The organism is bacterium, assembly GCA_018812485.1.
GTDB lineage: Bacteria > JAHJDO01 > JAHJDO01 > JAHJDO01 > JAHJDO01 > JAHJDO01.
The window spans coordinates 1-20,912 of record JAHJDO010000099.1; the positions used below are offsets into that span (position 1 = coordinate 1).

Sequence of the window (20,912 nt, forward strand, 5' to 3'; positions counted from 1 at the left end):
ATGACTTTTCCTTTCGGTTTTTGTTGTAACTTATTATTTGAGAAGCAGTTACATTATATCAAGGCTGGAGGGGAAAGTCAAGAAATTAATGTTTGCAACTTCCTGTGTAACAGTGAGTTGTGAATTTTACAGGAGACTAATTCCATAATGAATGAAAGGGGGTGACAAAATGAAGAAGCTTAAGAACTTAATGAAGGGGATTATATTCGGAGAAGAAGGCCAGGGTATGACAGAATATATTCTGATAGTGGTGTTAATAGCCATTGCTGCTATAGTAGCGTTCCAGTACTTTAGAGCAAAGCTATCAGCAAAAGTTGAAAAAGCAGCTGATGATTTAGAATCAGCGCAATAATTAACTTTATGGCACTTTCAGACATATTACTAATATTGCTTTTGTTAGTATCAGCGGTTACAGACCTAGTTACGCACAAGATATATAATTGTGTAACTTTTCCTGCTGTAGCAGTAGGGCTATTGCTTAATGTTTTGAGTCATGGTGTTGGCGGGTTGGCTAACAGTATGCTGGGGCTCGCTATTGGGTTTTGTATTTTTGCCATAGTCTTTGCTTTTGGCGGAGTAGGAGGAGGCGACGTTAAATTGATGGCTGCTGTTGGAGCTGTTGGAGGGTATCCATTTATCTTAAATGCATGTTTTTACGGGATCCTGGCGGGTGGGATACTGGCAATAGCAGTAATGATATGGAAAGGGACTTTCTGGAGAGGGCTAAAGAATGTTTTTCGTCTTATTTTGAGTTTTATTATGCCCGGGTTAAAAACAGAAGCTTTAAAGCCGTTTAACAGCGAAAGGATTCCTTACGGAGCGGCTCTGAGTGTGGGGACGTTTATTGCATGGATTTTTAGATGGAAAAATACTTCAGGCGTATAAATAGCAGGGGCCAATCAATGGTTGAATTTGTTATTGTTATGCCTGTTTTAATTCTCTTTGCAATGGCTATTATGCAGCTTGCTTTGATAGCAACTGCCAATATAGTAACTAATTATGCTGCCTTTTCAGCAGCCCGTTCATATTCTGTACATCAAGACGAGGATAAAGCAAAGCTCGCTGCTAGTATTGCACTGATACCTATTTCCAGCCAGTCTTCAGGAGGAGTTCTGGATTCGGCAATTTCTGCAATTCTTGAGAACATTCCCATTCCTGATTGGGCACAGAATATTGCATCAATAATTAGACAGTATTCTTATGCTCAATCCAATACTACAGTCAGCCAATCGGGTAATACTACTACTGTTAGATATAACTTTAAGCTGAATATGCCAATGGTTGGCAGAATAATTGGTATTCATGATGGTGATAGATACTATCTTCCAGTTACTCAAAGCTGTAATATAAACGTGGAGGACTAGAATGAAGCTAATTAGATCTAACAGTGGTCAGGCAGCAGTAGAAGCAGCAATTGTCCTGCCGATTTTTATACTCATTATGATGATTGTTGTTCACTTTGGAAAGGTTATGGTGGCTCAATCAAAGGTTTACATAGCAGCCAGAGAAGGAGCTCTAAAGGAAACGAGAGATGGCGGAGGAGCCGGTGCTGTATTCTTTGGTCATGGAAATGTCAATACTAGCTTTGATTTGTTAAGAGAAGCAGGGCTCCCGGATATGAGCTTTATCCCGGGAACTAATTACCTTGCAAGTTTTCTCTCGTATGTGATGGCGAAAGGAAGCGCGAAGATGGATGTAACATATACTGTGCCAGCAGGACCTTATTTATCAGCCATATTTGGTGGAGGAACTACAGTAAAGGGGAGCTGCCGTTTTCTAGGGTTCTGCTTCTCCAAGGATGAAATAATCAAGTGGATAAAACAACAGTTAGGGGAAATAGCGAGTCTCTTATAATGTTTATTCAAATTCATAAGCTCAGAAAAGATAACGGCGGACAGGCGGCGGTTTTTGCAGCTCTGATGCTTCTGGTGCTGGTTATGTTCATAATGCTGGTTGTGGACGTGGGACAGCTTGTAAGCTGGCGCATCAGAATGCAGAATGCGACTGATTCTGCTGCTATGGCAGGCGCAGTATGGCAGGCAAGAGGACTTAATGTAATAGCAATGCTCAATATTCTATGGGTTCCTGCATTTGTTATCGACCTTATTAAACTTTGGTTTACTGGAGATGTGAATTTTACTATTACCAATATTGTTCAAAAAATTCAGGATGTTATGAAATATGCTGTTCCTGTTATTGCTATTACTCAGGTAGCCACTTATGGCAGAGCTAATAAAGCTGATGCTGCCGTGCCCCTGCCAACTGCTTTGGCAGAGCGCCTTATAAATATAAGCAGTGTAAGTGATGTAGAAGGAATTTACGGTGACGGTAAAAGCTTTTACGATGATATAAAAGGGGGAAATTTTGGCTTGAGCTCTCTCACCTCGTTAATTCCATGCTGGTTAAATGTAGACAGGGCTAAGTATTTTCTTTGCGCCAGTGGCTGGTTGGGATTTATGACAGGCGGAGAAGATGTCTATACCTTTTCTCTTGCTTACAAGGGTTCTCAACCAGTCCTGATAGGCGGCTCTCTTCTGGGTATTAATATACCATCTATTTATACAACAGCCAAGGCTGTTCCATACGGAGGCTGTCTTGGAGGAGGTTTGCCTAAAGTCACGGAAGGAACGGATCTTATTTTCTCATGGATAGAGAGTTTATGGAAAAAGGATAAAGATAAAACAGAAAGTCATATCGGAAGTAAAGTTAAATTTAATATACTTCCTGACCCAAATTACAAAGCAAAATTTGACAAAACAGGTTTTGATAGGATACTAATGGTGCACTAAATGATGAGGCAAGTAACAAAAATCACGGGGAAGGTTCTTCTAATAGCTATTTTGACTATTGCTTTGAGTTGTTACGGTTTAATAAAGGGTGGTAGGCAGGATAAGGTTTATGGGCTTATTTATGAACTGCAGGATAAGATTAACCAAAAACGTTTCAATCTTCCGGATATGATGAGAGGTATGGCAGGCAAGTCTTATCGTGTGAAGATTAACTCTAAGCCCGCTTTAATTGGCATATACCATTCCCCATTATCCGCTCAAACACTAATAAAACAATTTTCAAATGACCTGAAAACGAGAAATTTTGGTCTTCATTGCAGGAAGAATATAGGCGGCAGTGAGTTTATTATGGCTAAAAAATTGAAATCGCCAAGTCTTGGCATAGCTGTCTTGCCTATGAGGGATACCAACCTCTCGGGAAGCCACGTTTTTTGTTTAAGTTTTGAGGAATGGAGAGAATCAAATGTTGAGGAGGATTTTATCAAGGATATGCCTATTTACCCGCTGAATTCTGATGCGCTCAGCTTTGAGCTTGGAGTTAGAGGAGTAAACTATAAAATATTAATGTACAAGAGCCCAGCTGCAGCGTCCATACAGAAACTTTTTTATCAGAGCCGATTAAAAATTAATGGGTGGAAGCTGGATGATAGTGGCGATTTACTCAGCGCTCAGAAAAAGGATGAAAAATGTTTGATTGTTTTTCCAGATGAAAATAATGACAAAACGAATAACTATGCTACAATAATTAAAATAAGTTAATTTAGAAAGGAGAAAGATATGCAGAACAAAGCTTCGTTAATAATGGGAGTTGTCTTAGGTCTTTTGGCAATAGTCCTTGTGCATTTTTATATTCAAGGCGTTACAAGACCAATTTTTAAAGGAAAGGAGCTGGTAAGCGTTCTTGTAGCAGCAAAGGATATAAAGGCCAGAGAGAAAATTTCTAAGGGAATGGTAGAAGTTTCGCAGGTGCCTCGTAAGTTTAAAGATCCCAATGCACTGACTCCGGATGATATTGAGATAGTACAAGGGCAGAAGACGTTGTTTTTACTAAAAAAAGGTCAACAGTTAACATGGCTCTGTCTTGGGATGGAGAAGATGGAAGGATTATCTCCACTAATAAGGCAGAAAGAGAGAGCAGTAACCATTTCTGTAGATGAAGTAACAGGGGTAGGCGGACATATCCAGCCGAATGATCATGTAGATCTTGCTGCAAATTTTACAGTGGAAGGAGAAAAAGCAGCAGGGATAACAACTCTCACTCTTCTTCAGAATGTAACTGTTCTGGCTGTAGGGCAGGAAGTAGGACGCAAAAGAGTGGATGTAGAGGAAACGCACTCTACAGCAGCAATGCTAAGGAGAGGATATAATACAGTAACTCTCTCTTTAACGCTCCAGGAGGCGGAAATGATTATCTTTGCTCAAGCAAGAGGGAAAATAACACTTGTTCTGCGCAATTCGGAAGATTTAGAGGTGATACCGGATATGCCGAAAATTACAATGAGTTCTATTTTGCAGCTGGAGCAGGTTAAAAAACTTACTATCCAGCGGCAGGACAGAATCAAGGTGGAAGTAATTAAGGGCGGAGTTAAAACTATTGAACAATTCTAATTAAAACAAAAACAAGGAGGGAAAAACATGAACGCTAAGCAAGGGATCAGATTGGTTGGATTATGCACGGCAATGGTTTGCATACTATTTATGGGAAGTGTTGTCTACGGACAGAAAGCGATTACTGTTTCTGTTGGGCAGCAGCAGGTAGTGGATGTGAAGAAGTTGGCGCGTGTTTCAGTTGGAGATGATAAAGTAGCTAATGTTCAGGTGGTTGCTGGTGGTGAGCAGATAATTATTACAGGCATAAAAGTTGGAACTACAGATCTTATTATATGGGACAGCAAAGAGGAAAAAGTTACCCATGCTATCTATGTTATTTCAAGAGATCCAAGGCAGTTTGCTGAAGAAGTTCGTCAGTTATTAAGCGATGTAGAAGGAATAAAAGTCAAGGTAGTCGGGGGTAAAGTGGTTATTGATGGATCCGTTTTGACTGCTTCTGATAAAGAAAGAGTAGAAAAAGTTGCTGCAGCATACCCAGAGGTAATAAATCTGGTAAAGATACGCACTGGGATTCATAATGAAATTCTGGCAGAGGAAATTAAAAAGAATATCGGGATCCCAAATGTGAATGTTAAGATTATTGGAAACAGGGTTATTCTGAGAGGTTTTGTAGTGGGAGAAGAAGAGTCCAAGGAGGTTGAAAAAATAGCAGGCGCATTTGCTGAAAATGTTATCAATCTTCTAAAAGTAAAAAAGGTTATGATAGAAGTAGATGTCCAATTTGCAGAAATAAACGCTGTAGCAGGAAAGGATATGGGAATGAATCTGCTTGGAGGCACATTAGCTGGCGGAGCAGGTCTTGCAAGTACAGGGGGAGCCGGACCCAGCTGGAATATAGGATATAACCTGACCAAGGCATTAAATTTTACTCATTCTAAGGGGAATGCTACTATAAGGAAGTCTTTGCATCAGTCTGCATTAAGCGGCGGAGAAGCTGTTTTTGAACATGGAGGCGAAATTGGATATAAAGTAGCAGGAAGTGGTTCTGCAGATGTTAAATGGAAGAAGTATGGAATGTTGCTTAAGGTTAAGCCGGAGGTGGACAGTTTTGGAGAGGTAACTATGCATATCAATCTGGAGGTCAGTCAGGTTGATCCTACAGTCGAGGATAGAACAGGACTTAAGGTTTATCGTTCTGAGTCTGATGTAGTTATTAAACCGGGCCAGTCAGTGATTCTTTCAGGTGTTACAGACGTGCTTGCTTCAGATTTCAAAAAGTACACTCCTGGTATAGGGCAAATTCCAGTACTGGGGCTGTTATTTTCCAAGAAGCAGGCAGAAAAGGAGAAGAAACAGATTATAGTTCTGGTGACTCCTACTACTCCGACCTTTATTCCTGCCCAAAAAACAGGAAAGGCTATGCAATTACTGCAGGGAGAATAGTGAATGAGAATAGTTATTAAAGAAGCTTCAGGTAAGGAAAGAATTTTTAAATTGGAGGGGGAAGCTGTAACCATTGGCAGGGAGAAAGACTGTGATTTGATGATTTCTGATCCAAGGGCTTCAAGACATCATACCAGTCTCAGATTAAAGGATAGTCAGGTATATATTAAAGACTTGGACAGTGGCAATGGCACATATCTTAATGGGGAAAAAATAGCTAAGGAAGAGCTTTGGCCGTTGGGAACAGAAGTCAAAATAGGGCACTTGAGCATGGTTTTAGAAGGCGAGGGGATTTCTGAGAGTGGCTTGCAGGAAGATAAGAAAGATAAAGATGAGGATGAAAAAACAGAGGTAAAACAAGTTCGTGTGCCTGCCCCCGCATCCATGTCTTCTGATAAAGCAGCTTCTAAAGGGAAGGTTAGCCAGCTTTCTGATATAAGAATCGAAATTCATAAGCAGCTCATTCAGCGTATTGACTTAAAGAGCCTAACATTTGAAAAGGGAAAGGAGCAGGAAGTCAGGAACCGCACTGAAAAAGCTGTTAGAGGCATAATCAAGGAAATGGCTGGCTCTATTCCCAAGTGGGTAGATATAGAGGATCTGGTAAAGGATGTGCTGGATGAAGCGCTGGGGTTAGGCGCTCTGGAGGATTTATTGAGTGACGATGATGTAACAGAAATAATGGTTAACAGAAAGGATCAAATTTATATTGAAAAGAAAGGCAAGCTTCAACTTTGCGAGAAAACCTTTGCCAGTGATGAACAGGTCATGGCTGTGATAGAGAGAATAGTAGGTCCTATTGGTCGCAGAATAGATGAAAGCATGCCTCTGGTAGATGCAAGGTTAAAAGATGGGTCCAGAGTAAATGCGATTATTCCGCCTCTAGCTTTAAAAGGGCCTAGCATAACCATCAGAAAGTTCTCTAAAACTCCTTTTACTGTAGATGATTTGATAGGATTTGGAACATTAAATAAAGATACTGCGAAGTTCCTTGAGATATGTGTGCTTTCACGTAAAAACATTATTATATCAGGAGGAACAGGATCCGGAAAGACAACACTGCTTAACGTAGTATCTTCCTATATTCCACACGATGAAAGAATAGTAACTATTGAAGATGCTGCAGAGCTTAAGCTGCCGCAGGAGCATGTTGTTTCTCTGGAAGCCCGGCCTCCAAATATTGAAGGCAAAGGAGCTATTGCTATCAGAGATCTGGTAAAGAATGCTCTTCGTATGCGTCCTGATAGGATAGTAGTTGGAGAATGCAGGGGTGGAGAAGCTCTGGACATGCTTCAAGCTATGAACACTGGCCATGATGGCTCTCTTACTACTGCTCATGCCAACTCTCCTCGTGATGTTCTTTCGCGTCTGGAAACTATGGTTTTAATGTCAGGTATGGATCTGCCTGTAAGAGCTATCAGAGAACAGGTATCCTCAGCTATTAACATAATAGTTCAGGAGGCTCGTTTGAGTGACGGAAGCCGCAGAATTGTTGCTGTGACTGAAGTTACAGGCATGGAGGGAGAAATAATTACTTTACAGGATATTTTTGTTTTCAAACAAACAGGAATTGGCCATGATGGTAAAGTGCAGGGAGCTTTTGTGGCTACTGGCAATATCCCAAGTTTTGTTCCTCAATTGGAAGCAAAGGGAATGCACCTGGATATGAAGATATTTGAAGAAGAGAGGACTGGAAAATAATGCAGATAATTGAGCTATTAATACTTGGGCTTACATTTTTAGCAGTGTTTATACTGGCGCAGGCAGGTTATCAGACTTTTAAGAAAGGAATTAAACAGTATGAAAAGAAAGTAGCTGCAGGAACTGAAAAAGAGCTGGATGAGATGTTTGTTTTTATTCCAGCAGAAAAGATTGCCTATTTTAGTATTCTTGGTGTTCTAGTTATGACAATGGTTGGTTACTTACTCAGTCATAGTTTGCTAATATGCTTAGCATTTGGAGCTGTTGGATTCTCTCTGCCAAGAATTTACCTCAGACAGTTAAAGAAGAATCGCAAGAAAAAGTTTGATATTCAATTAACAGGGGCTTTAACAACAGTGTCAAATTCTCTTAAGGCAGGTTTAAGTCTGCAACAAGCACTGGATTTTTTAATTAAGGAATCTGAGGCTCCTTTGTCTCAGGAATTTAGTCTGGTTATCCGGTCTGCTAAGTTAGGGGTTTCAATGGAAGAAGCGTTGGAAAGATTGGGAAAGAGAATGCCCAGTGAACAAATGGAATTGGTTGTCACCTCAATTAATATCTCCAGGCAATTAGGGGGTAATCTTTCTGAGATATTTGACAGAATTGCAAACACAATAAGGGAGAGAGATAAAATGCATGGTAAGATTGCTGCGCTTACGTCTCAGGGCAAGATGCAGGGATTGGTAGTAGGCTTGCTTCCTATAGGGCTTGGCATAATAATGTATTTTCTGGATCCGGCAACAATGAAGATAATGTTTACTTCTGCTATTGGCTGGGCGTTTCTTGTAACTGTGGTTTTCCTGGAGCTAATAGGTGGATTCCTGATTTATAAAATTGTTAATATTGATGTGTAAAAATGTTTAATATATTAGTTTTAATAATAATTTACAGCTTTTTCTTTATTGCTTTCTATTTAATAGGAGCAGGAATACTCTCATTATTTGAGAAAAAGGAAGAGGAGGCAATAGATCTGGATATGTTAGGTCAGCTTGAGAAAAAAAGAGAAAAATTTATGCATACCTATCCATTATATCGCTTCTTAATGCCATGGGTCGGGAAACTAGCGAAATTGCACAAGCGGTTTGGGCTTAAAGAATACCAGAATAATATCACGCAAAAACTAACCTCAGCTGGAAATCCAGGAGCTATAAGCGCTCTAGAATTTTTGGCTATAAAAGAATTACTATTAATATTTGCGCCAATCGTCGGGCTTTTAATACTTAAGATGCTGTCTATTGAAATTGCATGGTATCATATTATCCTGTTCATGCTTGCTTATTTCTATCCTGATCAATGGTTGAAGGATCAGATTAAGAAAAGACATAAAGGGATCTGGAGAGGCCTTCCTTACAGCCTGGACTTGATAACTCTTTCAGTAGAGGCGGGATTGGATTTTTCAGCAGCTATTAATAAAGTGGTTGACAAGATGAAAGCAGGCCCGCTTGTAGAGGAGCTTTTTCACATGCAGCAGCAGATTAAGCTTGGTTCAACAAGGCGCGACGCTTTAAAAGCAATGGCAGACAGAGTTAATATGCCGGATCTTTCTGCTATTTGCACATCGCTTATACAGGCAGATCAACTGGGAACAAGTCTTGGGCCTATACTCAGGGTCTTATCTGATCAGATGCGGACCAAGAGGATGCAGATAGCAGAGAAAACAGCAATGCAGGCGCCGGTAAAAATGCTGCTGCCCCTTGTAGGATTTATCTTTCCGGCAGTTTTTGTAATGCTCTTTGGCCCTATCATTATAAAGCTTTTGCAGGGTGGATTCTAGAAGGACAACTATAGTGGTCAGTTTTGGCAATAATCAGATTTTAGGACAAGGTGTGGTGGTTGCAGATACGTGGCAGATGAGAACCAAGGGGCTAATTGGACGTAGTAAACTAGATTCTGGAGAGGGTTTGCTGATTAAAAACTGTAAAGCCATACATACATGGTTTATGAGGTTCCCGATTGATGTGGTTTTTATGGATAAGAATTCTTGTGTTGTAAAGACTATATCTCAGTTAAAACCATTTCGGCTGGCTTTTGGAGGAAGAAGCGCGCAGCATGTGCTGGAACTTTCCTCTGGCGCTATCAGCAGCGCTCAGGTTCGTATAGGAGATATGGTCAATGCCAAGATATAAGGCTTCTGTAATGAATGGCAAAGAATCCCAGGGGATATATGATCGAATACGAAAAATTATTGAAAATGCGCGCGGAAATATTGAGCGTGTTGTTAACACAGAAATGGTTATAGCGTATTGGCAGATTGGAAGAGAAATTGTGGAAGAAGAACAGAAAGGGAAATCACGTGCCGATTATGGCAAGGCGATGTTAAAAAAACTTTCCGCAAAGCTCACTGCTGACTTTGGTAAAGGGTTCGATGAATCAAATCTCCGGAATATTCGGATTTTCTATCTGACCTATCCAAAATGTGACGCACTGCGTCACGAATTGAGCTGGACGCATTACCGTATTCTGATGCGGGTTGAAAAACTGGAAGCCAGATCTTTCTATGAGATTGAATGTATCAAGAATAATTGGTCAGTTCGGGAGCTTGAGCGTCAGAAAGGATCGCTTCTTTTTGAGAGGCTCGCTTTGAGCAAAGACAAGAAAGGCCTTATAAAATTAGCTCGAAAAGGACAGGAATTGCAGACATATGAAGATATGATTAAAGATCCATATATTCTTGAATTTACTGGTTTATTACCTCAATCAAAGCTGTATGAAAGTAAATTAGAGCAGGCTTTAATTGATAATCTGTCAAAATTTCTGCTTGAATTAGGAAAAGGTTTTACTTTTGTGGCCAGGCAAAAGCGAATTTCCTTAGATGGAGACCATTTTTACATTGACCTTGTATTTTATAATATGATTTTGAAGTGCTACGTCATTATTGATTTAAAAATCGGCAAGCTTGTTCACCAGGATATTGGACAGATGCAGATGTATGTGAATTTTTATGATCGCAAAATTAAGCAGAAGGACGATAATCCGACAGTCGGGCTTGTTTTATGTGAAGATAAGAAAGATGCAGTTGTTCGATATACTCTTCCAAAGGGAAATAGGCAGATATTCGCTTCAAGATACAAATTATATCTGCCTACGGAAGAAGAACTAATAAGAGAACTAAAAAGAGAACGGTTTTTGCTGGGACTGTAATGAAAAAATAAATGGGGAATTTTAAAGTGCTGTCATTGCGAGGAGCCCCGAAAGTCCCGAAAGCTTTCGGGAGGACGACTTGGCAATCTCTTTGTCATGTCATTCTACGATTTGCTCAGGGAATCTAATTATATTATGTTGAAAAAAGATTTTCAAAACTGGTCAAAAGAAAAATTACTCCATGAATACAAGGAGCTTTCAAAGCGTAAAAAGTTTGGCATTGTTTGGGAAAATAAAACCGAGAAAGTTGCGGAACAATGCAAAACATCTTTACCAGTTTTGAAGGAAGAGAAAACAAAATCATTCTCAACCGACAAGAACGGAATAAATCATATTTTCATTGAAGGCGATAATTATCACGCTTTATCTGTTTTGAGCTATACCCACAAGAAAAAGATTGATTTGATTTTTATTGATCCGCCATATAACACTGGCAATAAAAGCTGGCGATATAACAATGACTATGTAGAGAAAGAAGACCGTTTCAGACATAGCAAATGGCTATCGTTCATGAGCAAACGGCTTAGACTTGCTCGTAATTTATTAAAAGAGAATGGAATAATTGTTGTTACGATTGATGATTATGAATTGTTCACTCTTGGTTTATTGATGGACGAAATCTTTTTTGAAAATAACAAGATTGGAGTTTTGGCTGTTGAAAGCAACCCACGCGGAAGAACAACTAATAAATTTTTTGCGACAAGTCATGAATACTGGTTAATTTACGCAAAAAATATAAATGTTGCTTCTATTGAAAATGTGCCTCTCACAGAAGAACAAAAGAAATCGTTTAATCTTGGAGATGACGTTTCGTCATATCGACTTTTGCCATTCAGGAGAAGTGGCGGTTTGTCCACTCCCGAAGAAAGGCCAAATTCTCACTACCCAATATTTTACAACGAGAAAACTGGGAAAATAGACATTGAGCCGTTCAAAAATGCCATAAAGATATTGCCAATTGATAGCTCCGGTAGAAAGCGCGTTTGGAGACAAACAAGACCATCGTTAATGGAAGCGGTCGGGCGTGGAGATATAGTTATTAAAAAAAATAGCAAGGGCTATGTTGTTTATATGAAAGACAGAATTAAGGAGGGCAGGAAACCAAAAACTATTTGGATAAATCCGAAATATGACGCTTCCTCGCATGGCACGGTATTGTTGGATAAAATCCTTAATCGGAGAAAAGCGTTTGATTATCCGAAATCTTTGTATGCTGTATTAGATGCTTTGTCAGTATTGGTTGCCAACAAAAAAGAAGCGATTATTTTGGATTTTTTCGCCGGTTCGGGGACAACTGGCCATGCAGTCTTGGAATTAAATAAAAACGACGGGGGCAAACGGCAATTTATTTTATGCACGGACAACCAAGATAATAACGGTAACGGTACGGGTGGCATTGCAGAAAGTGTATGTTATCCGCGAATAAAGAAAATTATTGAGGGATATAAAGACCCTTTAGGTAATGTCGTTACTGGTCTTGGCGGCAATTTAAGATACTACTCTGGCGAATTAGCAGGAAATATTAAAACCGACAACGATAAAAGGGTTTTGACTTCAAGAAGTACGGAAATGCTTTGTCTTGCCGAAGCGACTTTTGATGAAATAGCAAACAAGAAAGGTTTGTTTGCTATTTACGAAAACCAAAAACAAATGACTGGTATAGTTTTTGATGAGGACGCGATTGATGATTTTAAAAGTGAAGTGAAAAAATATAAAAAAACTTTCGTTATTTATGTTTTTAGCTATGACCACACATACAATGAAGAAGATTTTGAGGATTTGGATAATTTGAAAGTGGTAAAACCGATACCTGAAGTAATATTGAATGTTTATCGTAAAATTTACAAAGAGCTTTATAAACCAAGGAATTTATGAAAGATTTAGCATACCAGAAAAAATACATCAAGGAACTTGTCTCAATTTCCGTTGGATATATTGATGATGAAGATCCAAAATTGATTGTTTTTCAAGCTCCAACCGGCGCAGGAAAGACAATAATGCTCGCCGAGGCAATGTCGCGAATAGTTAAGGAGTTAGGCAGTCAAAAAGAATTGGCCTTTGTTTGGATTTCGGTAAATGCCTTGCACGAGCAAAGCAAAGAAAAACTGGAAAAGCATTTTGAAAACGAACGATTGCTTGATTGCATTAGTGTCAATGAAATTCAAAATAATGAGATAGAACAAAACCAAATTGCTTTTGTAAACTGGGACTCTTTGAACAAAGAGGGCATTTCGCTTTTTATGTCAGACAACGAGAAGGATTGGAATTTGAGCAAGGTTGCCGAAAATACGAGAGATGAGGGCAGAAGCATAATATTGATAATTGACGAAAGCCACCGCACGGCAAAAACAAGCAAGTCGCAAGAAATCGTCAACATGATAGGACCAAAATTGACGATTGAAGTTTCTGCTACACCGAAAGAGGGCGTTACTAATGACCACAAGACAACAGTTAAGTTGAGCGAGGTTGTCATCGAGGGAATGATTAAAGAAGGAATACAAATAAACCCCGGACTTGGCCGTGTGCAGACAAATGAGGATATTGTTCGCGAAGCTCTAAAAAAGCGAAAAGAACTAAAACGGCTTTACGAAGAAGCGAGAACTAAAATAAATCCTTTACTTTTAATTCAGATACCAAAGAAAAAGAAATCTGATGTGAGAGAGCCAGAGGATAAAATTATTGAGATATTGAACAAAGATAGTATTACGATTGAAAACGGAAAACTTGCTCTTTGGCTTGCCGAAAAAGATAAAAAGAAAAATCTTGATTATCTCGAAAACCATGACAGCGAGGTTGATGTTTTGGTATTCAAAGAGGCAATCGTGCAAGGATGGGATTGCCCGCGCGCAAGTATTTTGTTGCTTCAGCGAGAATGGAATGTCGAAAATTATGTTTTTAATATTCAGACACTCGGTCGTATTATGCGCATGCCCGAACAGAAACATTATGAGAATTATCCTGTCTTGAATATCGGTTATGTCTATACGGCTTCGGACAACTTTGAAATTGTTGACGATTTGGCAAAGGATTATGTCAGCAAGGATCAAATGGTGCGGGACAATGCTATTTACAAAGATATTTACTTACCGAGTGAACTTGTCAGAAGAAAACGAGAGCTATTTAGATTATCCGGCGAGTTTAAGGATTGTCTATTTCAAGCTGACAATGAGCTAAAATTTAATGAAAAGAAAATAAATATTGGCAAAATTGTTTTCAAAAAAGATATAGGTTTTGACGGGCAAATTACCGAAATAGACAAAAAGCAAGCGGTTGATTTTCAGAAAAAGGGCGCAATCGTACGAGATAGAGAAGAAGTGTGCGCCGAATACACAGCATTTATAAAATCGCTTACCTATCCATTTACTGGTGGCGGTCGTCCTACCGAGATTATCAAATCAAGTTTACGCTCATTTTTCAAAAAATCTTTTGGGATTGATAATGAGGACGAAATAGCCGCAATTGTATTAAACCCAATCAATAAGGGCGAATTTATAGAACTTATTGAATCGGCAAAAGGTAAATATAAATCATTACCGGAAAAAGCGGATAAGGTTATTCCAAACGAAAATTGGCAAGTGCCTGAAATAATCAGCGTTTTTGAAAACTTTGATGAAATTAAAACAATCAATAAATCCGTTCTCAAACCTTATTTTGTAAAAAGAGACAAGAACGGAAAGCAACAATGGTCCAAGCCTGAAAAAGGTTTCATTGATGAATTAGAGAAAACTGACAACGATGTGTTGTGGTGGTTTAAAAACGGTGCGTCAGAAAGTAAATATTTTGGGATTGCCTACAAGAAAAACGGCAATAGTCATGGAAGCTATTACGCTTTTTATCCTGATTTTGTCATAAAAACTAAAAAGGATATTCTCATTCTTGAAATAAAAGATGATCGCGATTTCAAAAACGAAAACCTATACAAGCTCAATGCTGGCAGAGAATTTCAAAAGAAATATAAAGGCAAAGAAATTTTGCATTTTTACATTATTTCACCTTCTGATTATTACAAGTTTTTTATCGCCTTAAAAAACCAAAACCTTAACAGTTTTAAATCTCAATTTGAAGAAAATTTAGTCAGATATGCACAAAGTCGCAAAGTGGTTTCTGAAAAACAGGTAGAAAAATCAAAGGAAGATCAGGAATTACTTGAATTATATGAGGGTGAATTGTCAGAGGCAATTAAAAATTTTGATGATGAAAAACTTGAAAATGAAATATTGAAAATTGACTTGCAAAATGCAGAGATGACAATCGGCAATCTGAAAGAAGCCTTAATCTATCAGCCAAAAACAGGAGCAAAGGAAGAAAAAGAAGATAAAAAAATTCCTACACCTTTCAATATTTGTATTTTAGGCGAAGTGGTTGACGAAGATTTAGTCCGTGAGAAGTTGAGAGATTTTTTTGCGAAATACGGATTGAAGGTAACAGATTGGGATATTGATTTTTTCAACAATATCAAATTACGAAATTCGGATGTTTTGAGTAAACTGAAAAAAGGACAAAGTAAATATGATGTTGCTATAACCGGACAAATATATCATCATTCAGGGAAAGGAAATGAGAGTGCAAATATTCTTACAGAACTAAAAAAGAGAAAATATATTGATTATATTGTAGGTTGTTCACCAAAAAGTACATTGACAATTGATAATATTTTAGAAAAATTGGAGTCTTACCAATGCCAAAATATAAAATTTCTATAGGAAACGGGTTAAAAGCAGGGGAATGTTTTGAGTTTGATAATGAAGCTTGTACTATTGGAAGAATACAGGATAATGATATTGTATTGGAAGGGAATGATACGGTCTCTCGTCATCATGCCAAGATAGTTTTAGAAGATAATAGACTGATACTGGTTGACCTGGAGAGCAAGAACGGAACAAAAGTAAATGGAGAGAAAATATCACGGCAGGAATTGAAAAGTCATGATAAGATTGAAGTTGGAGGAGTTGGTCTCGCTTTTGAAGTAATCCCTGAGCAGGTTAATTCATCGGAAGGGGCTGGTGCAACGATAGTCGGGGAGGAAATATCTGAGCAAGATGGAAAAACCGAGTATTTCGCTATTAAACCTGTGCCTATCCCTGTCTCCAGAAAGGTACTAGCAGAACCCAGTATCTCCCAAAAAGCTCAAAAGTCTAAAGAAAAAATCCTCGCCAATATAAAGAATCCAACTTATGCTAAAAAAAACATCACAAAGATTATACTCATAGCAGCTGTAATATCCGGTCTAATTTATGTGCTTCTGCCAGGGCACAAGTCTCCCGAAAAAAGCCAGGGGGAGACAAGTACTAAAAAACCACAGATAGTAGAAAAAATTGATAGAGGAATCGGTGAACCCGTTGGGAATATTAGAGATAAAGCAAAAGAGGCTTTTAAATACGGGGAAGCTCTTTATAATGAGCGCATGATAAGTTATGAGAATACCTATAAGGCAATTGAAGCATATCAAAAGTCTCTGGCTTATCAGGGACATCTGGAGCCAAAGCCGGATTATTTCCATCAGACGCTCCTGAATCTAAAGGAAGCTAAGGAATTCCTAGACAGCGAATATCGCATTCATAAATTTGAAGCTGAAAAGGCTATTCGTGTGAAAGATTGGAAACAGGTTAAAAAAGAGCTCAAAATATGTATGGCTTTGATATCTGATAGAAAGGATGAGAGACATAAAACAGTGCTAAAACGTCTAAAGCAGGTAGAGGAGCATTTAGCAAAAGGATCAGCAGAGGGAAAAAGATGAAATTTTTTATCATTAAAGAAAACGAAAAATCAGTTCAAGAGTTATCTTTGGAAGACGGAGTATATCTCATTGGAAGAAAGGAAGGAAACCGCATAGTTCTTCCTGATAAGAGTGTTTCAAGACAACATGCCCAATTAGAAATTAAGGCAGAGAATGTGACTATCCATGATTTGAACTCTGCCAATGGAGTCTTTGTAAATGGGGAACAAATAGAAAAAGAGACCATTAATGAAGGAGATACTGTTCAGGTCGGGAAATATAGTCTAGAACTAAAAAGTGACGATGGAGAAAAAACCAGAATGGCGCCTGGGTCTTATACATCTCCAAAATACAGATTGATGTTAATGGAAGGGGCGAGAGTTAAAGAGGAGTATCAGCTGGACGAAAATGAATTGGCTATTGGCAGGGCTGAAGAAAATAAAATAGTCCTTAAAAATGAGACAGTATCTCGAAAACATGCCATAGTTAAGAAGGAAAATAATCAATATAAAATAGCAGACCTTGGAAGTAGCAATGGGACTTTTGTTAATAATAAGAAGATCAAGGAAAAAGTGCTCTCTAAAGGAGATGAAATTAAAATTGGGAAATTTGTTCTGAAGTTTGTAACAGAGGGGTCATGTCCAGAACCAGGTCTGTTCGCAATGGTATTACCATATCAAAAAAAACTTGTTGAGGCATGGAATAAACCACCCATAAGATTAGGAATAATTGGGTTTGGCGTCGTCTTGGCTATTATATTGATCATGAGTCTTATTCCAACTCGTTCTCCGGAAAAGAGGGGCATAATTGAGGTCTCAGATAATACTGTTGCAAATCTCATCAAACAGGGTAAAAAATTACACGAAGCAGACCAAAAAATCAAAGCGCTTGAAGTTTTTAACAAAGTTTTGCAGATGGATCCGGATAATCTTGATGCGCAGATCTATGTGGAAAAATCAAGAGGTGATGAAGCGATTGCCCAATATCTTACACGTGGTCTTGAACTTTATCAAAAAGCCCAATGGGAAAATGCTCTGCGCCAATTTGAAAAAGTATTGAGCCTGGATCCTGAGAACAGCAGAGGAATAGAATACTTTAACAAGACCAAGAAAGAAATGCAGGTTCAAAAAGCTCTTAAACTGGCAGATGAGTATATCATTGCTGAGGAACTCCCTAAAGCGCAGACAGAGTTAAATAATGCGCTCGATTTAAGACCTGAAGACACTCATATAAGGGAAAAACTTAATCTTATTGAACATAAGCTGCTGTCTCTTAGACACTTTGAAAAAGGGAAGGAGTTTTTTGAAAAAGGGAATTATGCGAATGCCTTAGTAGAACTAGAAAAAATATCTGCACAATCTAAATATGCCAATGAAGCCAAAAGATTGGTAGCTCAGATTGGAGATCTGCAAAAAGCGGAAAAGTTTTTTGACGAGGCAAAGAAACTCTATCAAAAAGGAAGTGCTTCTCAAGCCATTGAGTTAATGCAAATGGTCTTAGATATAAACAACGATTATACAGAGGCGCAGGAGTTTCTGGATAAAGTGAAGAATGTTACTCAAGCATTTGATAGAGGCGTATCTTTTTCCGCTAATCAGCAGCTTATGAAAGCGGTTGATGAGTGGCGGCAGGTGCTTTCTCTGGAACAGGACAGAGAAAATTTCTATTATGCGGAGGCTATCCAGTATATTAAAACAGTGAGGCCTTATTTAATAGAAACACTTCATCAGCACATGGAGAAAGGCAAGAATTTTGTTCAGGAAGAAAAATTCAAGGAAGCTCTTTTGGAATTTCAGTTTGTCCTAACAGTAGAGCCTGATCATAAAGAAGCTCTGGAGAATATTAATGAGCTTCAGGTTCATATAAAGGAGAAAGCCAGAGAATTATATATTCAGGGATACACCCTTAAGGATATTAATATCAATAGAGCTGTAGAAAAATGGAAGCAGGTACTGGATATAGCATCTCCTGAGGATGAGTATTACACAAAAGCTAAAGAACAAATTAAAAAACATAGGTGATTATTTATGTCAAAAGAAAACTTAGTCGGCAAAACCGTAGGTAAGTATAAGATTGTAGAAAAGATTGGGGAAGGCGGTATGGGGATTGTGTATAAGGGAATTCAGATTTCTCTTAATCGTCCCGTAGCTATGAAGATGCTGCCTCAAAATCTAGCCTCAGATAAGGATTTTGTAACAAGGTTTAGGCAGGAGGCTTTATCTGTAGCAAAGCTGAATCACCGTAATATTATACAGGTATATGATACTGAGCAGTTGGAAGGCAATTATTTTATTATTATGGAATACATTGAAGGCGAGACACTGGATGAGTTGTTAAGAAAAAAGAAAGTTCTTCCATTGGATTTTACTTTAGAAATCTTGCAGCAGGTTGGAATGGCTCTTTCCTACGCTCATAAGCATGGAGTTGTTCACCGCGATGTTAAACCAGGCAATATCATGATTGCAGCGGACGGCAGTGTAAAGGTAATGGATTTTGGTATTGCCAAGGTGCAGGATTCAAGCGTTAAAACCAAAACAGGGATGAGCATAGGAACTCCGGAATACATGTCCCCTGAGCAGGTCAAGGGCACAGGGGTTGATTCCAAATCTGATATGTATGCTTTTGGAGTTCTCTCATACCGCATGTTAGCCGGAGAACTCCCTTTTAAAGGCAAGGATCCATTTGCTACTGCCTATAAACACATGCATGAGGATGTTCCCAGTCCGCGTGCTAAAAATCCCAAAATCTCACTTGAAACAGAAGAGATGGTATTAAAATGCATGAAGAAAGACAAGGATCAGCGTTATCAGGATATGAATGATGTTATAGAGCTCCTTAAGAGGCTTCTTCGTCAGCCTGCTACAACTGATGGCAAAACAGTAGCTATTCCTGGAGATGCAGGAGCCACTGTTATGGCAAAGGATATTATTAAAAAAGCAAAGATGCCAATCAAGGCTATTATTCCAGCGGTTTTGTTAGTGGTTATAATTATTGGTATTTACATAGCAAGAAGTACCGCTAAAAAAGACATTCCTTCTCCACATGTTGTTGAAAAGTCCGCTATTGATAAAGGAAAAACGTCGGAAAAGAAAGCAGAAGAAATAGTAGCTAAAGACATAGAACAGCAGAAACTTGTCGTTGCCAAAGAAGAAGAGCTGGAAAAGAAAAAGGTCATTGAAGCAGAAGATTCACGATTGGTGGAGATGAGAAAGAAAAATGAAGAGAAGATAAAGTCAAGTCTTACCAGGGGAAAGATACATTTCAACTTAGGCGCTCAAAATCCCGGTGAATACAAATTAGCCATAGAAAATTTTGAAGCTGTTCTGGAGCTTTCTCCTGACAATATAGAAGCCAGAGAGTATAAACGTCTTGCCATGGAGGGAATTATTAGAGCAGAAATGCAGGCAAAAGCAAAGCCTAAAGAACGAGTAGAGGAGAAGGAGCAGAAAAAGCAAGAGAAATTAGCTAAGGTAGATAAAGACAAAGTGATTTGGCCTGTCGGCAAGAAGATTCCAATAGGAGGACTGTTTAGATTTGATAGTGTTATTGGCAAGAATACGCAGATAAATTTTATTCAGGGTATAACAATTGATAATTCAGATAATATTTATGTAATAGATACAGTAGGCAAGCAAAACAGCAGTGTTCTTAAGCTCAGTCCAAAAGGGGATCTTTTAGCAGCCTGGCAAAATAAGGATATTGGCAGACCAATGGATATTGATATTGATAAAGAGGGCAATGTTTATATTTGTAATATGTCCACATATTCCATTAATAAGTTTAGTCCGGAAGGGACGTTGGTTGCAAGCATTGGGAAGCGGGGGCATGGCAAGGGGCAACTTGACCAACCTCGTGGCGTGGCAGTAGATAAAGAGGGGAATGTTTATGTGGCAGACACCCGGCATTACAGAATACAAAAATTTGATAAAGATGGGAACTATTTGACTGCCTGGGGCAGGAGCGGCGCGGGCAATTCGCAGTTTAGCTATATATGGGATGTAGCAGCAGACGAATCGGGGAATGTGTATGCTCTGGATTATAAATTATGCAATGTTCAGAAGTTTGACAGCGCAGGGAATTTTCTATTAAAGTTCGGTAGACTTGGGCAGCGGCCGCAAAAAATAGCTGTAAATAACGGCTATGTGTTTGTAGTTAGTGCTGCAAATATGATTCAGGTCTTTGATGCAAGCGGCACTTATATAACTAAGTGGGGAAGCCGTGGGGGCGGTGACGGCCAATTTAATTCACCAACTGGCATAGCTTTTGACTCAAAAGGATATGTTTATGTAACTGATACTGGAAATAAACGTCAACTTATCAATAGCAGAATCCAGAAGTTTAGACCTCCGCAATAGAGAGGAAGTATTTAATACTGATATTATTGACACTATACTTCCTACTATCAAAAAAATAGGGAAGTTCCGGAAAGTGCTTGACCCTAGAATCGCTATTGGAAATAAATTGGTGTGGAAAGATATTGAAAAAGCCTCGTTGGCAAGCGATAATAGGACTCACAAAACTAAAACAACCACTTAACCAACGAGGTGAAACAATGGTACAACAAACAGTAC

Annotated in this window: 18 protein-coding genes; all 18 read left to right on the top strand. The window is 38.7% G+C overall.

What is annotated here, in order from left to right; all coding sequences use genetic code 11:
* Positions 1 to 169 precede the first annotated feature (169 nt).
* The 18 genes from KKC91_07855 (at position 170) to KKC91_07940 (ending at position 20,696) form a co-directional block, all read left to right on the top strand.
* Positions 170 to 352, top strand: a complete 183-nt coding sequence (locus tag KKC91_07855; protein MBU0478465.1) for a hypothetical protein — start codon at positions 170 to 172, stop codon at positions 350 to 352.
* Between the two features lie 8 nt (positions 353 to 360).
* Complete coding sequence (locus KKC91_07860; protein ID MBU0478466.1) at positions 361 to 885, top strand: A24 family peptidase; 525 nt, start codon at positions 361 to 363, stop codon at positions 883 to 885.
* Between the two features lie 17 nt (positions 886 to 902).
* Positions 903 to 1,364, top strand: a complete 462-nt coding sequence (locus KKC91_07865; protein MBU0478467.1) for a pilus assembly protein — start codon at positions 903 to 905, stop codon at positions 1,362 to 1,364.
* A gap of 1 nt (position 1,365) precedes the next feature.
* A complete protein-coding gene (locus KKC91_07870; protein ID MBU0478468.1) occupies positions 1,366 to 1,854 on the top strand; it encodes a pilus assembly protein in 489 nt (162 codons plus the stop codon).
* Positions 1,812 to 2,789 (top strand): Tad domain-containing protein, encoded by a 978-nt coding sequence (locus KKC91_07875; protein MBU0478469.1) that lies wholly within the window; start codon positions 1,812 to 1,814, stop codon positions 2,787 to 2,789. The genes KKC91_07870 and KKC91_07875 overlap by 43 nt, the downstream gene beginning before the upstream one ends.
* A complete protein-coding gene (locus tag KKC91_07880; GenBank protein ID MBU0478470.1) occupies positions 2,790 to 3,548 on the top strand; it encodes a hypothetical protein in 759 nt (252 codons plus the stop codon).
* An 18-nt stretch (positions 3,549 to 3,566) separates the two neighbouring features.
* Positions 3,567 to 4,397: a Flp pilus assembly protein CpaB gene (cpaB, locus tag KKC91_07885; protein ID MBU0478471.1), complete on the top strand. Its 831-nt coding sequence runs from the start codon at positions 3,567 to 3,569 to the stop codon at positions 4,395 to 4,397.
* A 27-nt stretch (positions 4,398 to 4,424) separates the two neighbouring features.
* Positions 4,425 to 5,783, top strand: coding sequence for a pilus assembly protein N-terminal domain-containing protein (locus KKC91_07890; GenBank protein ID MBU0478472.1), 1,359 nt, complete (start codon positions 4,425 to 4,427; stop codon positions 5,781 to 5,783).
* 3 nt (positions 5,784 to 5,786) lie between these two features.
* Positions 5,787 to 7,484: a Flp pilus assembly complex ATPase component TadA gene (tadA, locus tag KKC91_07895; GenBank protein MBU0478473.1), complete on the top strand. Its 1,698-nt coding sequence runs from the start codon at positions 5,787 to 5,789 to the stop codon at positions 7,482 to 7,484.
* Positions 7,484 to 8,338 carry a type II secretion system F family protein gene (locus KKC91_07900; GenBank protein ID MBU0478474.1) on the top strand — a complete coding sequence of 285 codons (855 nt, stop codon included), beginning with the start codon at positions 7,484 to 7,486 and terminating at the stop codon, positions 8,336 to 8,338. Before tadA ends, KKC91_07900 begins: the two co-directional genes overlap by 1 nt.
* Positions 8,339 to 8,340: 2 nt before the next feature.
* On the top strand, positions 8,341 to 9,258 hold the full coding sequence (locus tag KKC91_07905) for a type II secretion system F family protein (GenBank protein ID MBU0478475.1): 918 nt from the start codon (positions 8,341 to 8,343) through the stop codon (positions 9,256 to 9,258).
* 13 nt (positions 9,259 to 9,271) lie between these two features.
* Entirely contained in the window at positions 9,272 to 9,610 is a 339-nt protein-coding gene (locus KKC91_07910) for a DUF192 domain-containing protein (protein ID MBU0478476.1), read from the top strand.
* A 10-nt stretch (positions 9,611 to 9,620) separates the two neighbouring features.
* A complete protein-coding gene (locus KKC91_07915) occupies positions 9,621 to 10,625 on the top strand; it encodes a DUF1016 family protein (protein MBU0478477.1) in 1,005 nt (334 codons plus the stop codon).
* A 135-nt stretch (positions 10,626 to 10,760) separates the two neighbouring features.
* Positions 10,761 to 12,500, top strand: coding sequence for a site-specific DNA-methyltransferase (locus KKC91_07920; protein ID MBU0478478.1), 1,740 nt, complete (start codon positions 10,761 to 10,763; stop codon positions 12,498 to 12,500).
* Positions 12,497 to 15,328, top strand: a complete 2,832-nt coding sequence (locus tag KKC91_07925; GenBank protein ID MBU0478479.1) for a DEAD/DEAH box helicase family protein — start codon at positions 12,497 to 12,499, stop codon at positions 15,326 to 15,328. The genes KKC91_07920 and KKC91_07925 overlap by 4 nt, the downstream gene beginning before the upstream one ends.
* On the top strand, positions 15,304 to 16,362 hold the full coding sequence (locus KKC91_07930; protein MBU0478480.1) for an FHA domain-containing protein: 1,059 nt from the start codon (positions 15,304 to 15,306) through the stop codon (positions 16,360 to 16,362). The genes KKC91_07925 and KKC91_07930 overlap by 25 nt, the downstream gene beginning before the upstream one ends.
* Positions 16,359 to 18,362 (top strand): FHA domain-containing protein, encoded by a 2,004-nt coding sequence (locus tag KKC91_07935; GenBank protein MBU0478481.1) that lies wholly within the window; start codon positions 16,359 to 16,361, stop codon positions 18,360 to 18,362. Before KKC91_07930 ends, KKC91_07935 begins: the two co-directional genes overlap by 4 nt.
* Before the next feature lie 6 nt (positions 18,363 to 18,368).
* Complete coding sequence (locus KKC91_07940; protein MBU0478482.1) at positions 18,369 to 20,696, top strand: protein kinase; 2,328 nt, start codon at positions 18,369 to 18,371, stop codon at positions 20,694 to 20,696.
* The last annotated feature ends 216 nt before the right edge of the window (positions 20,697 to 20,912 follow it).

What these genes read in the sequence shown, in the direction of transcription:
- KKC91_07940 (MBU0478482.1), top strand. Translation starts at nt 18,369, where the DNA reads ATGTCAAAAGAAAACTTAGTCGGCAAAACCGTAGGTAAGTATAAGATT.
- KKC91_07865 (MBU0478467.1), top strand. Translation starts at nt 903, where the DNA reads ATGGTTGAATTTGTTATTGTTATGCCTGTTTTAATTCTCTTTGCAATG.
- KKC91_07880 (MBU0478470.1), top strand. Translation starts at nt 2,790, where the DNA reads ATGATGAGGCAAGTAACAAAAATCACGGGGAAGGTTCTTCTAATAGCT.
- KKC91_07915 (MBU0478477.1), top strand. Translation starts at nt 9,621, where the DNA reads ATGAATGGCAAAGAATCCCAGGGGATATATGATCGAATACGAAAAATT.
- tadA (MBU0478473.1), top strand. Translation starts at nt 5,787, where the DNA reads ATGAGAATAGTTATTAAAGAAGCTTCAGGTAAGGAAAGAATTTTTAAA.
- KKC91_07935 (MBU0478481.1), top strand. Translation starts at nt 16,359, where the DNA reads ATGAAATTTTTTATCATTAAAGAAAACGAAAAATCAGTTCAAGAGTTA.
- KKC91_07905 (MBU0478475.1), top strand. Translation starts at nt 8,341, where the DNA reads ATGTTTAATATATTAGTTTTAATAATAATTTACAGCTTTTTCTTTATT.
- KKC91_07860 (MBU0478466.1), top strand. Translation starts at nt 361, where the DNA reads ATGGCACTTTCAGACATATTACTAATATTGCTTTTGTTAGTATCAGCG.
- cpaB (MBU0478471.1), top strand. Translation starts at nt 3,567, where the DNA reads ATGCAGAACAAAGCTTCGTTAATAATGGGAGTTGTCTTAGGTCTTTTG.
- KKC91_07855 (MBU0478465.1), top strand. Translation starts at nt 170, where the DNA reads ATGAAGAAGCTTAAGAACTTAATGAAGGGGATTATATTCGGAGAAGAA.
- KKC91_07900 (MBU0478474.1), top strand. Translation starts at nt 7,484, where the DNA reads ATGCAGATAATTGAGCTATTAATACTTGGGCTTACATTTTTAGCAGTG.
- KKC91_07890 (MBU0478472.1), top strand. Translation starts at nt 4,425, where the DNA reads ATGAACGCTAAGCAAGGGATCAGATTGGTTGGATTATGCACGGCAATG.
- KKC91_07925 (MBU0478479.1), top strand. Translation starts at nt 12,497, where the DNA reads ATGAAAGATTTAGCATACCAGAAAAAATACATCAAGGAACTTGTCTCA.
- KKC91_07920 (MBU0478478.1), top strand. Translation starts at nt 10,761, where the DNA reads ATGTTGAAAAAAGATTTTCAAAACTGGTCAAAAGAAAAATTACTCCAT.
- KKC91_07870 (MBU0478468.1), top strand. Translation starts at nt 1,366, where the DNA reads ATGAAGCTAATTAGATCTAACAGTGGTCAGGCAGCAGTAGAAGCAGCA.
- KKC91_07930 (MBU0478480.1), top strand. Translation starts at nt 15,304, where the DNA reads ATGCCAAAATATAAAATTTCTATAGGAAACGGGTTAAAAGCAGGGGAA.